This is a genomic window from Roseateles terrae, assembly GCF_014192155.1.
Taxonomy (GTDB): Bacteria; Pseudomonadota; Gammaproteobacteria; order Burkholderiales; family Burkholderiaceae_C; genus Roseateles; species Roseateles terrae.
Genome location: NZ_JACHXO010000003.1, coordinates 287,565 through 302,157, shown reverse-complemented (window position 1 = coordinate 302,157; position 14,593 = coordinate 287,565). Strand labels below are relative to the sequence as shown.

Sequence of the window (14,593 nt, the reverse complement as noted above, 5' to 3'; positions counted from 1 at the left end):
CCGCCTGAGCGGAGACGCGTGAGCGCAGACGCCCGACGCCTGACGCCCCAGCGGGCTCAGGCGCCTGGGTCCGCTCAGCGAGCCTGTTCGACGCGCTGTGCGTTCAGGCCGTCCGACACGATCAGCTCGAAGCGGCCACCGGCCGGCAGGGCGCTGGTGTCCAGCGTGGCCTGACCGCCCTTCAGGTCCTGGGCCAGGTTCAGGCGGCGGCTGCCGTCCGTCCAGGTGACGCTCAGGAACGGCGTGGCTTCCGCATCCCAGCGCAGCACGGCCTGGCCGCGCGTTTCCTGGACCTGCACCACCGAGCGGGTCGTGCCCGCGGCCAGTGCACGCTGACGGACGTTGGCAGCGCGGGCCGCCACTTGCGTCAGGACGCTGCCATCACGCAGCACGCTGATGCTGCCGATGTTGTCCACCTTCGGCACCAGCACGCGGAAGTGCAGCATCTCGCCTTCGTGGTCCAGCGCCATCGGCGTGAAGGGGTAGTCGATGATCTGACCGCCCACCGTCTGCAGACGCAGCACATACGGACCCGTCGACGTCTCCGGCTTGGACACCAGCGTCTTCACCGGATTGATCTCGATCTGCTTGCCGCGGATGCTGCCGCTGATCAGCAGCACGTCCTGGTCCGGCGCATTGGTCACCGAGGCGGCCTTGGTCGTCGGGCCGTCGGCCGGGGTCAGGAAGGTCTGCATCAGGCGGTAGTTGTAGTCGGAGAAGACCACGCCACCGCAGTAGCTCATGATGTCGTGCCGGTCGGTCGGGCGCGGATCGTAGAAGCTGTTGGTGTCGGACAGGAAGCTCCAGATGTAGCGACCCGGCTTGCCCAGGTTGGCGTCCGGATACGGATACTTCGGATCGGGCGAACCCGCGCCGCCGCAGGCCGCATGCGGCAGCGAGAAGTTGTGACCCAGCTCGTGGGCCACCACGTCGCGCACGGTGTCCGGCGCGCTGGGCATGTCGAAGCCGACCGCCGAGTTGCCGGGCATGTAGCCCAGGCCGGCCAGACCCCAGGTGCGCTTCGGAATGAAGCCGAAGTAGTAGTCTTGGCGGGCGGCACGTTCGAGCGCATGCAGGTCCGACAGCTCGCCCAGGATCTTGCCGAACGCATCGCTCCACTGGTCGTCCGTGGTCGGCAGGGTCGTGACGCGGGTGGACACGTAAGCCGGGTGCGACTGCGCCGTCACGGTGGCGACCGGGAACAGCGCCTTCAGGTGAGCCGTCTGGTCCACCGGCAGCTGGCCGCTGGTCCCGGCGATCTTCACCGAGATGGGGATGAAGCGCATGGCCGTGCCACCACCGATGCGCGGCGTGAAGGTCTGGCTGCCCACACCGGCCACGGTGACCGTGACCTTCAGGCCGGTCTTGACCAGCTCGGCCGGCACGGTGACGGTGTAGGAATCGTCGAACGACGGCACGGCCGACACGGCGGTCGGGATGCCGCGGCGCGGGGCGGTGAGCGTCAGGTCGCGGCTGGTGCCGTCCACCGTGTTTTCGACCTTTGCAGTGACCACCGGCATCGTGGAGGGCGAGGCCGGCGCGGTCACGTTGGCCTTGAGCAGCGCAGGCTTGCCGGAGACGAGCACCAGCTGGTCGTCGCTGCTGCCGTAGAGCATCGACTGGGCGAATTGCACCGACGACAGCACGGCATTGCTGGTCGGCGGGGTCGGGGCCGGCGCGGGGGCGGGCGACGGTGCAGGCGCAGGTGCCGGAGAAGGTGCGGGCGAAGGCGACGGTGCCGGCGACGGCGAGGGGGCCGGTGCGGGCGGCGGGGTCACCTTCACCGGGGTGATGCGCACCGACGAGACGACGTCGTTGAAACGCACTGGCACCAGGCTGCTGGTGTCGCCGGTCACGGTCAGCACGCGGCCGCCGTAGTTGATGTCGGAGAACAGCTCCACCTTGTAGCCGGCCGGCACCTTCAGCGAGGACACCCGGTCGTTCCACGAGCGGCCGATCCAGGTGGTGCTGCTGGTCAGGCAGAGGCTGGCGCCGCTGTAATTGACGTGTTCGAACAGGCAGACCTGGGCCGTCGTGGCGGCCGAGCCGCCGGCGCCGGCGCGACGGGCCTCTTCAGCGCTGGTATCGCCGGTACTGCCGCCGCCGCAACCCACCAGCAGGCCGGCCAGGGCCAGCGACAGGGACAGAGGATGCAGCCGCAGGGTGCTGGGCGCGCCAGACGGGCGCAGGGTGGACACGGTCATGGAGACTCCTTGGGGCAGGGACGTAACTGGGGGCCGCGCGACGGTCGCGATCAGGCCGGGTCCGGGTGGATTGCATGGCGTGCCAGGTGCGCAAGCGCAGAGGGCTGGCGGGTGCATCCCCGGGCGAGGCGCATTATTCGGAGCGGGCGCCCCGCAGCGGTGCAACCGGTGTTGCCGATTCGTAAGCGGCGGAAAGCGGTTTCAGGACCTGCGGTGATGCGGATGGCAGGGCCCGGCGGGTGTTCGGGGCGCGGTCACTGGGGCGATTGCCGGTGGAGACGGCGCGCCGATCGCCCCGCGGGATCTGCGCGGCGGGGCGGTCCGGGCGCGTCACGCCGTTAACGCCATGTTTCTTCTTCGTTTCGGCCTGCATCGAACCGGACACAGCCTGGCGATGCCTGCTGTCGCGGCTTCGGGGGACGGGTGAGGCACACTTCACGACTTCCCCTGCATCGCCCTGCACCTGCCGGGCACGTTCCCGCACCCGCACGCTTTCAGGACTTTCGATGGCCATCCTCGACCTGCGCCCCAACTGCGAATGCTGCAATACCGATCTGGGCCCGACTGCCCCGGCCTATATCTGCAGCTACGAATGCACCTTCTGCCCGGATTGCACCCACGGCGTGCTGCAGGGCCACTGTCCCAACTGCCTGGGCAATCTGGTGCTGCGGCCGATCCGTCCCGCGGGCGGCCCCGCCGGCGGTTTGCGCAAACATCCGGCGTCCACCCAGCGGGTGCTGAAACCCGGCGGTTGCACGCAGACGCCGGATCCCAGCCTGGCGACCTGAGGCGTCACCTGCGGATGGGCCAGGATGCGCGCCCCTGCAGCGCCCCTGCTGCGCCCATGAAAAAGGGGGAGCTCCCGCTCCCCCTGCTGTGACGCGCAGACCCCGTGGGCCGAGGCTTTCGGCCTCAGGCGCCGATCAAGGCCGCCAGACCGGCGTCGTCTTGGGATTCACATCGGTGGACAGGCCCACGTTGGAGGTGGGGTCCACAAAGCCCGAGCGGTACCCGCTACCCAGGTTCAGTCCCACACCGCGGTATTCCACATCCCCATGCAGGTTCAGCGTCCCGGACGCGCCCTGGTTGGCCTCGAAGAAGCCCAGCGGATAGAAGGTGGTGCGCACCTGGGCCGAGCCGCTGACGGTGAAGGTGTTGTTGCCCCACGGGCTGCCGCTCATGCCGATGACACTCAGGCCGCCAACGATCGCGTTGTCGGACACCGCGCCGTTGACCACGATGGCCTGGTCCTCGATGCGGGCGTTCCCGGTGGCGCGGCCGCCCGGCAGGATGGTGGCGTAAGGGCCCACGTAGACGGTCGTCGGGGTGGAGGTCGGCGCGCAGCCGCCGCCGTTGCTGTGGCGGGCCGTGCCGGTCGGGCACAGGTCGCGCTTGCCACCCTGGAAGCCCTGCGGCCAGGCGCCGGCCATCTCCACCATGTAGCGGTAGCGGGGGATGGAGCCGTAGGCTTGATCCCAGGTGATGCTCTTGAACACCGTCGGCGTGGCCGTCACCACCAGGAACAGCGGCTCACCGGTGCTGACCTTGAAGGTCAGCTCGCCGTCCAGACCCTTTTGCAGGGCGCTGTAGCGCGAGGAGGTGAACTGCGAGTTGGTGGCCACCAGGCCCCAGCGAAAGTCGGCGTTGGCGCCAGTCTGGTCAATGCCGCGGAACTTCACCGTCACCGTGGTCGCGCCCGCTTCCGGATAGAGGCGCACCACGTTGTAGCCGAAGCGCTGCGGCGAGCCGTAGTAGGGCGAGACGAATCGACGGTTGGTGGCCCAGCTGCTGTCCAGTGCCTCCAGCGGCATCAGGCGCCGCATGCGCTCGGCCTTGTCGGTCAGCGTGATGTTGCCGTAGCTGTTGCGGAAGGCATCCGGCGTGGCCTTGTAGTCCCAGGTCACGTTGTGCAGGGCCCATTCACCGAAGAAGTCGTTGAGCTGCGAGACGCTCCAGCCGCGGGCCTTCTGGATGTTGGTGAACGGATCCGCCCCGGCAGTGGTCCAGATCTGGGTCACGGCTTCGGGACCATAGCGGTCCTTCAGGTATTCCATGAACTGCCAGTTGCAGTAGCGGTCACGGGTGGAACCGAGGTAGAGATGCGGTGCATTGGGCAGCATCTCGGAGCAGTGCACATCGCTCTTGTACTCGGGCAGCTGGTGCGGCGTGAAATTGGCGTGGCTCTCGAAGATCCAGCCGCAGGTGTTGGCAGTGTTGCAGGCCATGCCGCCGTTGTTGCCAGCCCAGGACTGCCAGCCGTGGGTGAATTCATGGGTCAGGCCCCAGTGGTCCTTCAGCGCAGCCGGTGCGATCCACATGCCCATGTGCAGGTTGCGAGCGCTATCGACCCAGGCGCCGCCGGTCAGCCCCCATCCGGAGTGGATGTGGATGGCGGGCTTGATCTTGTCCGCCTTGTTGAAGAACGGCTCTGGCATGTAGAGCCCGGCGCCGAACAGCGACTTCCACACCGTGTTCTCGAGCGTGTTGGCCGCCAGGGTCAGGTCGGCCTCGGAGAGCGTCTCGTCTGAGTAAAAGGCGAAGTGGGCACTTTCCTTCACCAGCTTGAAAGCCGCCTGCTCCGGATTGGGACCGCCGGCGCGCCAGGTGCCCGGCGTGACCGCGGGGGCGGTGGGCGTGCCGGTGTACCAGTTGGTCAGGGTAGTGCCCGCGTCCACCGCAGCGGGGGCAGGGGCTGGAGCAGGCGCTGGAGTCGGTGCAGGCGCAGGTGCTGGGGTTGGCGCAGGTGCCGGTGCAGCAGGCGTTGGTGCCGGGGCAGGCGCTGGTGTGGGGGCCGGTGCCGGTGCCGGAGCGGGCGAAGGGGCCGGGCTGGGTGCAGGGGACGGGGCGGGCGTCGGTGCGGGAGCAGGCGCCGGCGCAGCGGCGGTGGTCGTCGCGCAGAAGCCGACCGATTCATTCTTGCCCAGCGGCGCCAGGGTCCGGTTCCATCCAATGCCCTGCAGGGTCAGCAGCGAGCCTTTCGCGCTCCATTCGGCGTTCCAGACATTGCTGACGCTGCCCTCGATCGGCAGCGTCCCGCTCCAGGTGAGGGCGGTGGGGTTGGGATTGGTCACCTTCACGGTCGCGCAATAGCCGCCACTCCACCGGTTGTTGACGGTATAGCTGAACGTGGCAGGCAGGGCGGCATGGGCTGCGCTGGCGCACAGGCCCGCCAGCCCCAGGCAGGCCGCCAGGGTCTTGATGTTGTACATGGATCCTCCGCTGTTGGCCCAGGACGCTCACGGGTCCTGAAGGCGGTGAGCATGTTCGCCCACGGCATTGATACCGGTATCAGCGGGTGTGTGAGGAAGCGTAATGAAGACTAGCCTAACCAAGGCCCGGCAAGACGTCCCGCAGTCACGTATGGACACATTCCCTTGCCGCGACCGCGCCGGGAGCCGACACGCCGGGCCCCATGAGCGGTTCGTCCGACCCCGCGACTTTGGACACATTGGCCCCCGCTCGAACTTGGCTAGACTGCCCGTCATTCGAAAATCAATCGGGAGCGGGCCAGCATGTCGCTGACCATGGAGGGAGTGCTGGCCCTGGCGCCGGACGAGTCATCGGCCAAGGCGGCCCGCGGGCTGACCTCGCCGGCCAAATGGCCGCTGCTGGGTGCCGATGAGGCGGCCGTGTGGGGGGAGTGCCAGGGCAGCGGGTCCAAGCCGTATCAAACGCAGGTGGACCTGAGTGGTCCGGCCTTCAAGTGCTCCTGCCCCAGCCGCAAGTTCCCCTGCAAGCATGGCCTGGCGCTGCTGCTGATGCGAGTGCAGACGGCCCCCAGCTTCACCGCCACCGAAGCGCCTGCCTGGGTGGCAGAGTGGCTGGCCTCGCGCCATGAGCGGGCGGAGAAGAAGGAAGAACGGGACCGCGAGGCTGTGAAACGCGCCGAGGAACGGGCGGCGCGGCAGGAGGATGGCGAGACCGCCGACGGCGCGGCGGGCACCGAAGGGACCGAAGGCGCTGCCGACACGGCCGCCGACGCGGGCGCACCGTCCCGGCAGCGCCAGGTCCAACGCTGGCAGCGGATTGAAGCCGCAGCCCAGGAGTTGCAGCGGTGGCTGAATGACCAGGTGGCCCGCGGCTTTGCCACCCTGGATGCCGCCGCCATCAAAGGCTGGCACACGATGGCGGCCCGCATGGTTGATGCGCAGGCGCCCGGACTCGGTCAGCGGCTCACGGCCGCGGCGGAAACCTGGCGTCAAGGCCCGGACTGGCCGGAGCGCATGCTCAGCCGCCTCGGGTTGCTTCAGTTGGCGGTCGAGGCCATCGGGCGACGGACTTCGTTGCCGGAAGCCGTCCAGGCGGATCTGCGCACCGTGTGTGGCTGGCCGGTGGATCAGGCGGAGGTGCTGGCGACGGCCACGCCCTGGCAGGACCGCCTGATCGTGCTCGGCGTCATCACCGAAGAGCGCGACGGCCGCCTGATGGAGCGGCGCGTCTGGCTGCAGGGCGAAACGAGCGGACGCCGCGTGTGGCTGCTGGAGCATGCGCATGGCGGACGTGGCTTCAACGGCCTGTGGGCGCCAGGGACGGCAGTGACCGCCTCGCTGGCCGACTTTCCCGGCGCGGCTCCCTTGCGCGCGCTGGTCGTCGAGCGACTCGACAGTGCGGATGTGCTGAGCCTGAAGCCCATGTCCCTGACGTCGTCGCAACTGGCGGCGGGCTCTGTGGTGGGATCTGCGTCGAGGCCCGCGGCGGGATCTGCGGTGTCACTTGAGGCGACCGTGGCCGCGAGGGTCGTCACGACGGTCCCGCATCGGCCGTCGTCTTCCGATGCCCCGATGGGTGACCCCTGGGCCTCGGAATGGCACCGTGTTTCGGAGCGCGTGGCGTCCAACCCTTTTGTCCTGCTGCATCCCATGGTGCTGAGCGACGCGCTGGTCCTGCTGTCCGACGAAGCCGGGCCGCTGATCGCACCCGCCCCCCGGACGGCCAGCAACGCCCCCACGCCCCCCTACGCCCTTCCTGCAGTCCTCAGCGCCGACGACCGCTGGCTGCTGCTCGCCGCCTCGGGCGGCCATCCGATGACCCTCGCCGGGGAATGGGATGGCGAGCGCTTCCGCCCCCTCACTGCCTGGTCCGGTGACTCGCCGGTCCCCCTCTGGACCCGGAGCGCTGCATGAGTGTCTGGACCCCTTTGTTGCCGGCGGTGATGGTCGGCACGGACAAGCACAGCGGCGACCTGCCCGCCTGGCCAGGCGATGTGGGCCGCTGTGCCACCGAGGCCGCGCAAGGCCTGAACGACGCCGCGCTGCGCGTGCTCAGGACCGCTGCCGTCCTGGCGCCCTGTGCGCTGGCAGGCGCCCGCCCCTCCATCGCCCTGACGCCGGCCGACCTCGCCGCACGGCCTGCCGCTGACGACGTCCGCCCGCCGGCGCCCGCCGCGCTGCACGAGCTGATGCGGTGGGCCCTGCACGAAAACTTCGCGAAGTTGCATCAGCATCTGTTCCAGACGCTGGCCGACGCCGGTTATCGCCTGCCGACGGCTCTGCTGCCGCAGGCGCTCGATCAGGGGCGTCGGTCCATCGCCCTGCGTCCGTCGCTCCTGCGCGTGCTGGATGAACGGGGCCGCTGGCTGGCCGCACGGCGGGACGACTGGCGCTTCGCCGCAGGGGCATCCGGCGATGAGCCCCAGCCGCATCACTGGACCGACGGCACGCTCGACCAGCGCCGCGCCTTCCTGCGACAGGAGCGCCAGAGCGCCCCGGACGCCGCCCGCGATCGTCTGGCGCAGGCCTTGCCGGAGCTGCCCGCCAAAGAGCGCGCGGACCTGCTGGCGGTGTTGGAGACCCACCTCGGCCCCGAGGACGAAACCCTGCTGGAGCGTTGCCGCAGCGACCGCAGCCGGGAGGTCCGCGAACTGGCCGTGCGTCTGCTGGCGCAGGTGGACGGATCGGCGTTCAGCGACCGTGCGCAGGCCCGCGTCGCGGGCTTGCTGACCCGCAGTCCCGGTCAGGCGACGGGCGGCTGGCAACTGGAAGCGCCCCGTGCTGCCGATCCCGCCTGGGAGGCTGACCAGATCACGCCCACACGCCCGCAGAACGACAGCCTGGGCGAGCGCGGCTGGTGGCTGTACCAGCTGGTGCGTCAGGTGCCCGTCAGCTGGTGGACACGCCACACCGGCCTGAGCGTGAGCGAGCTGCTTGACTGGGCCGCCGCGGGCGACTGGACCGAATCCCTGACTCGCGGCTGGATCGACGCCTTGTCCGTCTCCCGCGAGCCGGACTGGTGCGAAGCCCTGCTGGGCCGTCTGCGTCAGCAGGGCGCCCTGGCCACCGGGCCGAAGATGGCGCCGATGTCGATGCTCACCCCGCTGTCGGCCCAGCTGCTGCACTGGCTGCCGGCCGAACGGCGGGAACGCCACTGGCTGCATCACGTCGAGGCGGCGCAGCTGCCGCTGGTCGTGCTGCTGTCCGCCTGCCTGGAAGGCCATACGCTGGGCTTGCCGCTCTCGCGGGCGATGACGCGTCTGGTGTTGTCCCACGCCCAGAGCGGCAAGCTCAAGGACGACTACGGCGCCCGGCCGCTGCTGGCGGAGTTCTGCGCCGTGATCCATCCGGACTGCCTGGCCGAATTCGCAACCGTCACGCAGTTCCAGCGCGACGGCGAAACCGCCTCCCATGCCGAGGCCATGACCGCCGTCGCCCAGGTGGCGGCCTTGCGCCAGGCCCTTCTTCATCTGCCCCGGTTGACTTCGAGGACCCCATGACGACTTCCCAAGCCCCTGTGCTGCGCCGGCATGCCGAGCAGCAGTTCGCGCATGAACTGGACGAGCTGCAACGTCAGGACCGCCGCCCCCGGCTGGAGAACTGGCGTCTGTCGCCGTGGGCGGTGCTGCGCTACCTGATGGGCGGCACGCTGGAGAACGGCTTTGAGATCAGCCCCAAGTACATCGGCAATGAACGGCTGATGGAGATTGCTGTCGCGACACTGGCCACCGACCGGGCCCTGCTGCTGTATGGCGTGCCGGGCACGGCCAAGTCATGGGTGTCGGAACACCTGGCCGCTGCAGTGAGCGGGGATTCGACCCTGCTGATTCAAGGCACGGCAGGCACCGGGGAGGAGCAGCTCCGCTACGGATGGAACTATGCGCAGCTACTGGCCAATGGTCCCTCGGAGCAGGCGCTGGTGGCCAGTCCGCTGATGAAGGCCATGCGCGCCGGCAAGATCGCCCGCGTGGAAGAACTCACCCGCATCCCGGCGGACGTGCAGGACTCCCTGATCACCGTGCTGTCCGAGAAGACCCTGCCGGTGCCCGAACTGGGCAGTGAGGTGCAGGCGGTGCGCGGCTTCAGCGTCATCGCGACGGCCAACAATCGGGACAAGGGCGTGAATGAGCTGTCCGCCGCGCTCAAGCGTCGCTTCAACACGGTGGTGCTGCCGGTACCGGCCTCCGAAGCGGAAGAGGTCGCCATCGTGATGAAGCGGGTGACCGAGATGGGCGAAGCGCTGCAACTGCCGGCCGAGCCGCCCGCGCTGAAGGAAGTGCGGCGGGTGGTGCAGATCTTCCGGGAGCTGCGCAACGGCAAGACGGAAGACGGCAAGACGCAGGTGAAGTCGCCCAGCGGCACGCTGTCAACGGCCGAGGCGATTTCGGTGATCAACAGCGGCATGGCGCTGGCGGGCCACTTCGGTGACGGGGTGCTGAGTCCGCGCGACATGGCGGCGGGTCTGCTGGGGGCGGTGGTGAAGGATCCGGTGCAGGACCAGGTGGTGTGGACCGAATACCTGGAGACCGTGGTCAAGGAACGGGCCGACTGGAAGGATCTGTATCGGGCCTGCCGCGAGCAGGTGTGAATGCGGTGAGCCAGGTGCATTACTTTGGCGTGCGGCATCACGGGCCTGGATGCGCCCGCAGCCTGCTGCGCGCGCTGGAGACACTCCGCCCGGACTGCGTGCTGATCGAAGGGCCGCCGGAGGCTGATGGGCTGATGGCAGACGTGCTGGCCCCGGACATGGAGCCGCCGGTGGCGCTGCTCACCCACGGGGTCGAGGACGCGGGGCGGGCGGTGTACCACCCGTTTGCCGAGTTCTCGCCGGAATGGCAGGCGCTGCGCTGGTCGGCATCGGCCGGGGCGACGGTGCGGTTCATCGACCTGCCGGTCGCGATCAGCCTCGCGCTGGATCAGCGCGAAGAAGAACAGGCGGAGCAACGCGAAGCATCGACCGTCTCGGCGGCCCCGCAGGCAGGGCCTCCCGGCCCCACAGGGCAGGAAGGACCGGAGGGGCAGGGCGTTGCCACGGCGGAGGGAGACATCGCCTTGGGCGCTTCGCCCGTTGACGTCGCTCCCGGGAGCGATGCTTCGGCCGCGCGCGCCGACCCGCTCGACTGGCTCGCCCGTGCCGCCGGATATGCCGATGGTGAGAGCTGGTGGAATCACATGGTCGAGGAACGCGGCGACGGCGAAGAGCTGTTCGCCGCCATCGAGGAGGCCATGCTCGCCGTTCGCGCCGAGCTGCCGGATGTTGATCGACTTCCCGCCGCGCAACTTCAGCGCGAAGCGCTTCGCGAAGCCCACATGCGGCAGTGCATCCGCGCCGCCAGCAAGGAGGGGTTCCAGCGTATCGCCGTCATCTGCGGCGCCTGGCACCTGGGCGGCCTGCAGGCCAGTGTCACCGCCAAGGCCGATCAGGCCCTGCTCAAGGGCCTGCCCAAGCTCAAGGTCTCCAGCACCTGGGTCCCGTGGACGTATCGTCATCTCGCCTGGCAGAGCGGCTATGGTGCCGGCATCCAGTCGCCCGGCTGGTATGAACATTTGTGGCGCAGCAGCGGCGCGGCGCAGCCAGAGTCGCGCGCCGTCGGCTGGCTGGCGCGTGTCGCCCGTCTGATGCGCGCGCGGGACCTGGATTGCTCCAGCGCCCATCTCATCGAGGCGGCGCGGCTGGCCGACACCCTCGCGGCCTTGCGTCAGCGTCCGGCCCCAGGGCTGGACGAATTGAATGAAGCCACCCGTACCGTGATGACGCTGGGCGACGACACGGTGCTGAAGTTCATCCGCGAGGAACTGATCATCGGCGACCGGTTGGGGCAGGTGCCAGCCAGTGTGCCCAAGGTGCCGCTGCAGAGGGATCTGGAGCAGGCGCAGAAGTCATTGCGGCTCAAGCCGGAGGCTGCGCAGAAGACACTCGACCTGGACCTGCGCCAAGCCAACGACCTGGCACGCAGTCACCTGCTGCACCGGCTCGGCTTGCTCGGGGTGGGATGGGGATCGCTGGCGCGCGTCGGGCGCTCGTCGCGAGGCACCTTCCATGAGGTCTGGACGTTGCAGTGGGAGCCGCGGTTTGCGGTCCGGCTCATCGAGGCCAGCCGCTACGGACAGACGGTGGCCGCGGCCGCCACCGCCCGCGTCGCGGAACGCTGTGAAGCGGCCAAGGATCTGGCCTCCCTGGCGGAGCTGGTGGACCAGGTGCTGCTGGCGGATCTGCCGCAGGCGGTGGTGCTGGCGTCCAAGGCGCTGCAGGACCATGCCGCGCACACCGGCGATGCGAGCCAGCTGATGGCGGCATTGCCGCCGCTGGCCAACGTCTTCCGCTACGGCAATGTCCGGCAGACCGATGCCTCGCTGGTGGGGCAGGTGTTTGACGGGCTGGTGGTGCGGGCCGCCATCGGGCTGCCGCTGGTGGGCCGCTCGATCGACGATGCCGCCGCGGATCAGTTGCGCCAGGACCTGCTGGCCGCCCATGCCGCCTTGAGGCTGCGGGATCCCGGTCGCCAGGAGGCGCCGGCGCAGCAGTGGCAGCGGGCGATTCGTCACCTGGCCGGGTCGGGCAGCGCGCATGAACTGCTGCAGGGCCTCGCGACGCGGCTGCTGCTGGATGATGGCGCGCTCACTGCAGAGGAGGCCGGAAATGCGTTGTCGCTGCATCTGAGCAGCGGCGCAGAGCCCTTGAAGGCTGCGGCCTGGCTGGACGGCTTTTTGAATCGCAATGCAGTGGTGCTGTTGCACCATGACGAAGTCTGGCCGCTGGTGGATCGGTGGCTGGCCGGGCTCAGCGAGGAGCATTTCGTGCGTGTGCTGCCACTGGTGCGGCGGACCTTTGCCGCCTTCGAGGCGGGCGAGCGCAGGGATCTGGGCGCGCGCGCGCGTCGCAAGACCGGCAGCACCGGCCAGCCGGCGGCACCGGTGTGGGATGAGGTCCGTGCAGCGCAGCCGCTGCCGTTGCTGCGCCAGTTGCTGGGGCTGACGGCATGACGACCCCGATCCCCTCGAACGCCGCCATGGACTCGGCGGATGAATCGGGCGCGATGGCCGCCGCGGAAACGGCAGACGTGATGGACCCGTTGAACAAGAAGGCTCCCATGAGCGCGATGGACACCTTCCAGTCGTCCCCTCCAGCCGACGACCGCGAGCGCCTGCGCCGCTGGCGTCTGGTCCTGGGGGGCGAAGCCGAAGACAGCTGCGGCGCCCTGAGTGGCGAGGCGCAGGAGATGGACCAGGTGCTGAGCGCGCTGTATGACGAGCACGGCCAGGGCCTCACCACCGAACGCCGGGGCGGTCGCGGCGGCTCGGCACCGCGGGTGGCGCGCTGGCTGGGGGACATCCGCAAGTACTTCCCCAGCAGCGTGGTGCAGGTCATGCAGAAGGACGCGCTGGAGCGGCTGAATCTGCGGGACATGCTGCTACAGCCGGAGATGCTGCAGACGGTTCAGCCCAATGTGCATCTGGTGGCCAGCCTGCTGGCGCTGTCGGGTGTGATTCCGGCGGGCACCAAGGACACCGCTCGGCAGGTGGTGCGTCAGGTGGTGGACGAGCTGATGAAGCGGCTGGAAGAGCCGATGCGCAGCGCCGTCAGTGGTGCGTTGGACCGCAGCCAGCGTAACCGGCGGCCGCGGCTGGCGGAAATCGACTGGCACCGCACCATCCGCGCCAATCTGCGTCACTGGCAGCCGAGCCACCGGACGGTGATTCCGGAGACCCTGCATGGATACGGCCGCAAGGCACGTCGCCCGCAGCGGGAGGTGGTGCTGTGCATCGACCAGAGCGGCTCGATGGCCAACTCGGTGGTGTATGCCAGTATCTTTGGCGCGGTGATGGCGTCGCTGCCATCGGTCAGCACACGGCTGGTGGTGTTCGACACCGCGGTGGTGGACATGACCGAGCAGCTGGACGATCCGGTGGATCTGCTGTTCGGCGTGCAGCTGGGCGGCGGCACCGACATCAATGGGGCGGTGGCCTATTGCCAGTCGCAGATCCGGGAACCGCGAAACACCATCTTTGTGCTGATCTCTGATCTCTACGAAGGGGGCGTGGAGCAGCAACTGCTGCAGCGGGCGTCGGAGTTGGTGGAGAGCGGGGTGCAGTTCGTGACCTTGCTGGCACTCAGCGATGAAGGCGCGCCGTCGTATGACCGCGGGCTGGCGGCCAAGCTGGCGGCGCTCGGGGTGCCGTCGTTCGCGTGCACGCCGGATCAGTTTCCGGGCCTGATGGCCGCGGCCATCCGCCGGGACGATGTGAACGGCTGGGCGGCCGGGCAGGGGATCGTGACCGCGGGGAAGGGCGAAGCCTGACGGTTCGTTGAGCTTGTCCGACGCCGCGTGGCGCATCTCAACACTGGCTTTCTGGAGCAGTTGTCGAATGCGGTCCATCGTGCGATCAGCGTCCAAAGTCAACGGCCCGGGTGGGCGAAAACGCCGGAAAACCGGTGTCCGGGCGACATTGCGCGGTGGTGCCGCCGCTTTGTGGGACGTTTTGTTTCAGTTGGGGGGACGAAGCTGCGCCGATAGGGGGGTGAAAGTGCTACACAGTCGCTTTTTCCCCGCCCGGGCCGCAGGCCCGATAATCGCGACCCCCGGATCACCCGGATCCGGGTCTGTTTTGAGAGTCTGATGAACAAAAGCGAACTGATCGAAGGCATCGCCACCAAGGCTGGTGTCACCCGCGTCGTGGCCACGTCCCTGCTGGACGCCACTCTGGAGACCATCACGGAAGCGCTCGCCAAGGGCGACACCATCGCGCTGGTCGGCTTCGGCACTTTCAAGGTGGGCGACCGTGCGGCGCGCACCGGCAAGAACCCCGCCACTGGCGAAGCGCTGGAGATCCCGGCCGCCAAGGTGGCCAAGTTCACGCCGGGCAAGGCCCTGAAGGACGCCGTGAACAAGTAATCAAGCCTGGCTTGATCAACGCCCGCCTTGTGCGGGCGTTTTCACTTCTGAAAAGCCGCTCGCATGGGCGGCTTTTTCACATCTGATCGACAAAGACATTGGACACATTCAGCACCCCCTTGGGGCGCCGCAAGGGTTAACCACAAGCCCGTAAACGCACATCCCTGGTGCGTTCCGACGCATCTCGGGGCAGGTTTTGAAACGCCTCGTGGCGTCATGAGCCGGAATGGGGCTGGCACAAAAGCTGCAAAGCCTGAGGTGGATTCGGAGATCGTCCCCCACAAGT

General features: G+C 68.8%; 10 protein-coding genes. 7 read left to right on the top strand and 3 right to left on the bottom strand.

Features of this window, described 5'->3' with window-relative positions; translation table 11 throughout:
* Positions 1–74: 74 nt before the first annotated feature.
* Positions 75–2,204: a peptidase inhibitor family I36 protein gene (locus FHS28_RS10600; protein ID WP_184294545.1), complete on the bottom strand. Its 2,130-nt coding sequence runs from the start codon at positions 2,202–2,204 to the stop codon at positions 75–77.
* A 133-nt stretch (positions 2,205–2,337) separates the two neighbouring features.
* Entirely contained in the window at positions 2,338–2,718 is a 381-nt protein-coding gene (locus FHS28_RS10595; RefSeq protein ID WP_184294543.1) for a hypothetical protein, read from the bottom strand.
* Here FHS28_RS10595 and FHS28_RS10590 point away from each other — a divergent pair.
* On the top strand, positions 2,717–2,992 hold the full coding sequence (locus FHS28_RS10590) for a DUF1272 domain-containing protein (protein ID WP_088453147.1): 276 nt from the start codon (positions 2,717–2,719) through the stop codon (positions 2,990–2,992). The genes FHS28_RS10595 and FHS28_RS10590 overlap by 2 nt on opposite strands.
* A gap of 135 nt (positions 2,993–3,127) precedes the next feature.
* Here FHS28_RS10590 and FHS28_RS10585 read toward each other — a convergent pair whose 3' ends face one another.
* On the bottom strand, positions 3,128–5,413 hold the full coding sequence (locus FHS28_RS10585) for a DUF6055 domain-containing protein (protein ID WP_184294541.1): 2,286 nt from the start codon (positions 5,411–5,413) through the stop codon (positions 3,128–3,130).
* A gap of 303 nt (positions 5,414–5,716) precedes the next feature.
* Between FHS28_RS10585 and FHS28_RS10580 the strand changes: the two genes are divergently transcribed.
* The 6 genes from FHS28_RS10580 (at position 5,717) to FHS28_RS10555 (ending at position 14,307) form a co-directional block, all read left to right on the top strand.
* Positions 5,717–7,327 (top strand): SWIM zinc finger family protein, encoded by a 1,611-nt coding sequence (locus FHS28_RS10580; protein ID WP_088452865.1) that lies wholly within the window; start codon positions 5,717–5,719, stop codon positions 7,325–7,327.
* Entirely contained in the window at positions 7,324–8,913 is a 1,590-nt protein-coding gene (locus FHS28_RS10575) for a DUF5691 domain-containing protein (protein ID WP_184294538.1), read from the top strand. Before FHS28_RS10580 ends, FHS28_RS10575 begins: the two co-directional genes overlap by 4 nt.
* Entirely contained in the window at positions 8,910–10,001 is a 1,092-nt protein-coding gene (locus FHS28_RS10570) for an ATP-binding protein (protein WP_088452869.1), read from the top strand. Before FHS28_RS10575 ends, FHS28_RS10570 begins: the two co-directional genes overlap by 4 nt.
* A 5-nt stretch (positions 10,002–10,006) precedes the next feature.
* Positions 10,007–12,397: a DUF5682 family protein gene (locus FHS28_RS10565; protein ID WP_184294536.1), complete on the top strand. Its 2,391-nt coding sequence runs from the start codon at positions 10,007–10,009 to the stop codon at positions 12,395–12,397.
* Between the two features lie 107 nt (positions 12,398–12,504).
* Positions 12,505–13,713 (top strand): VWA domain-containing protein, encoded by a 1,209-nt coding sequence (locus FHS28_RS10560; RefSeq protein ID WP_088453149.1) that lies wholly within the window; start codon positions 12,505–12,507, stop codon positions 13,711–13,713.
* 285 nt (positions 13,714–13,998) lie between these two features.
* Positions 13,999–14,307 carry an HU family DNA-binding protein gene (locus tag FHS28_RS10555; protein WP_257720738.1) on the top strand — a complete coding sequence of 103 codons (309 nt, stop codon included), beginning with the start codon at positions 13,999–14,001 and terminating at the stop codon, positions 14,305–14,307.
* Positions 14,308–14,593: the final 286 nt, after the last annotated feature.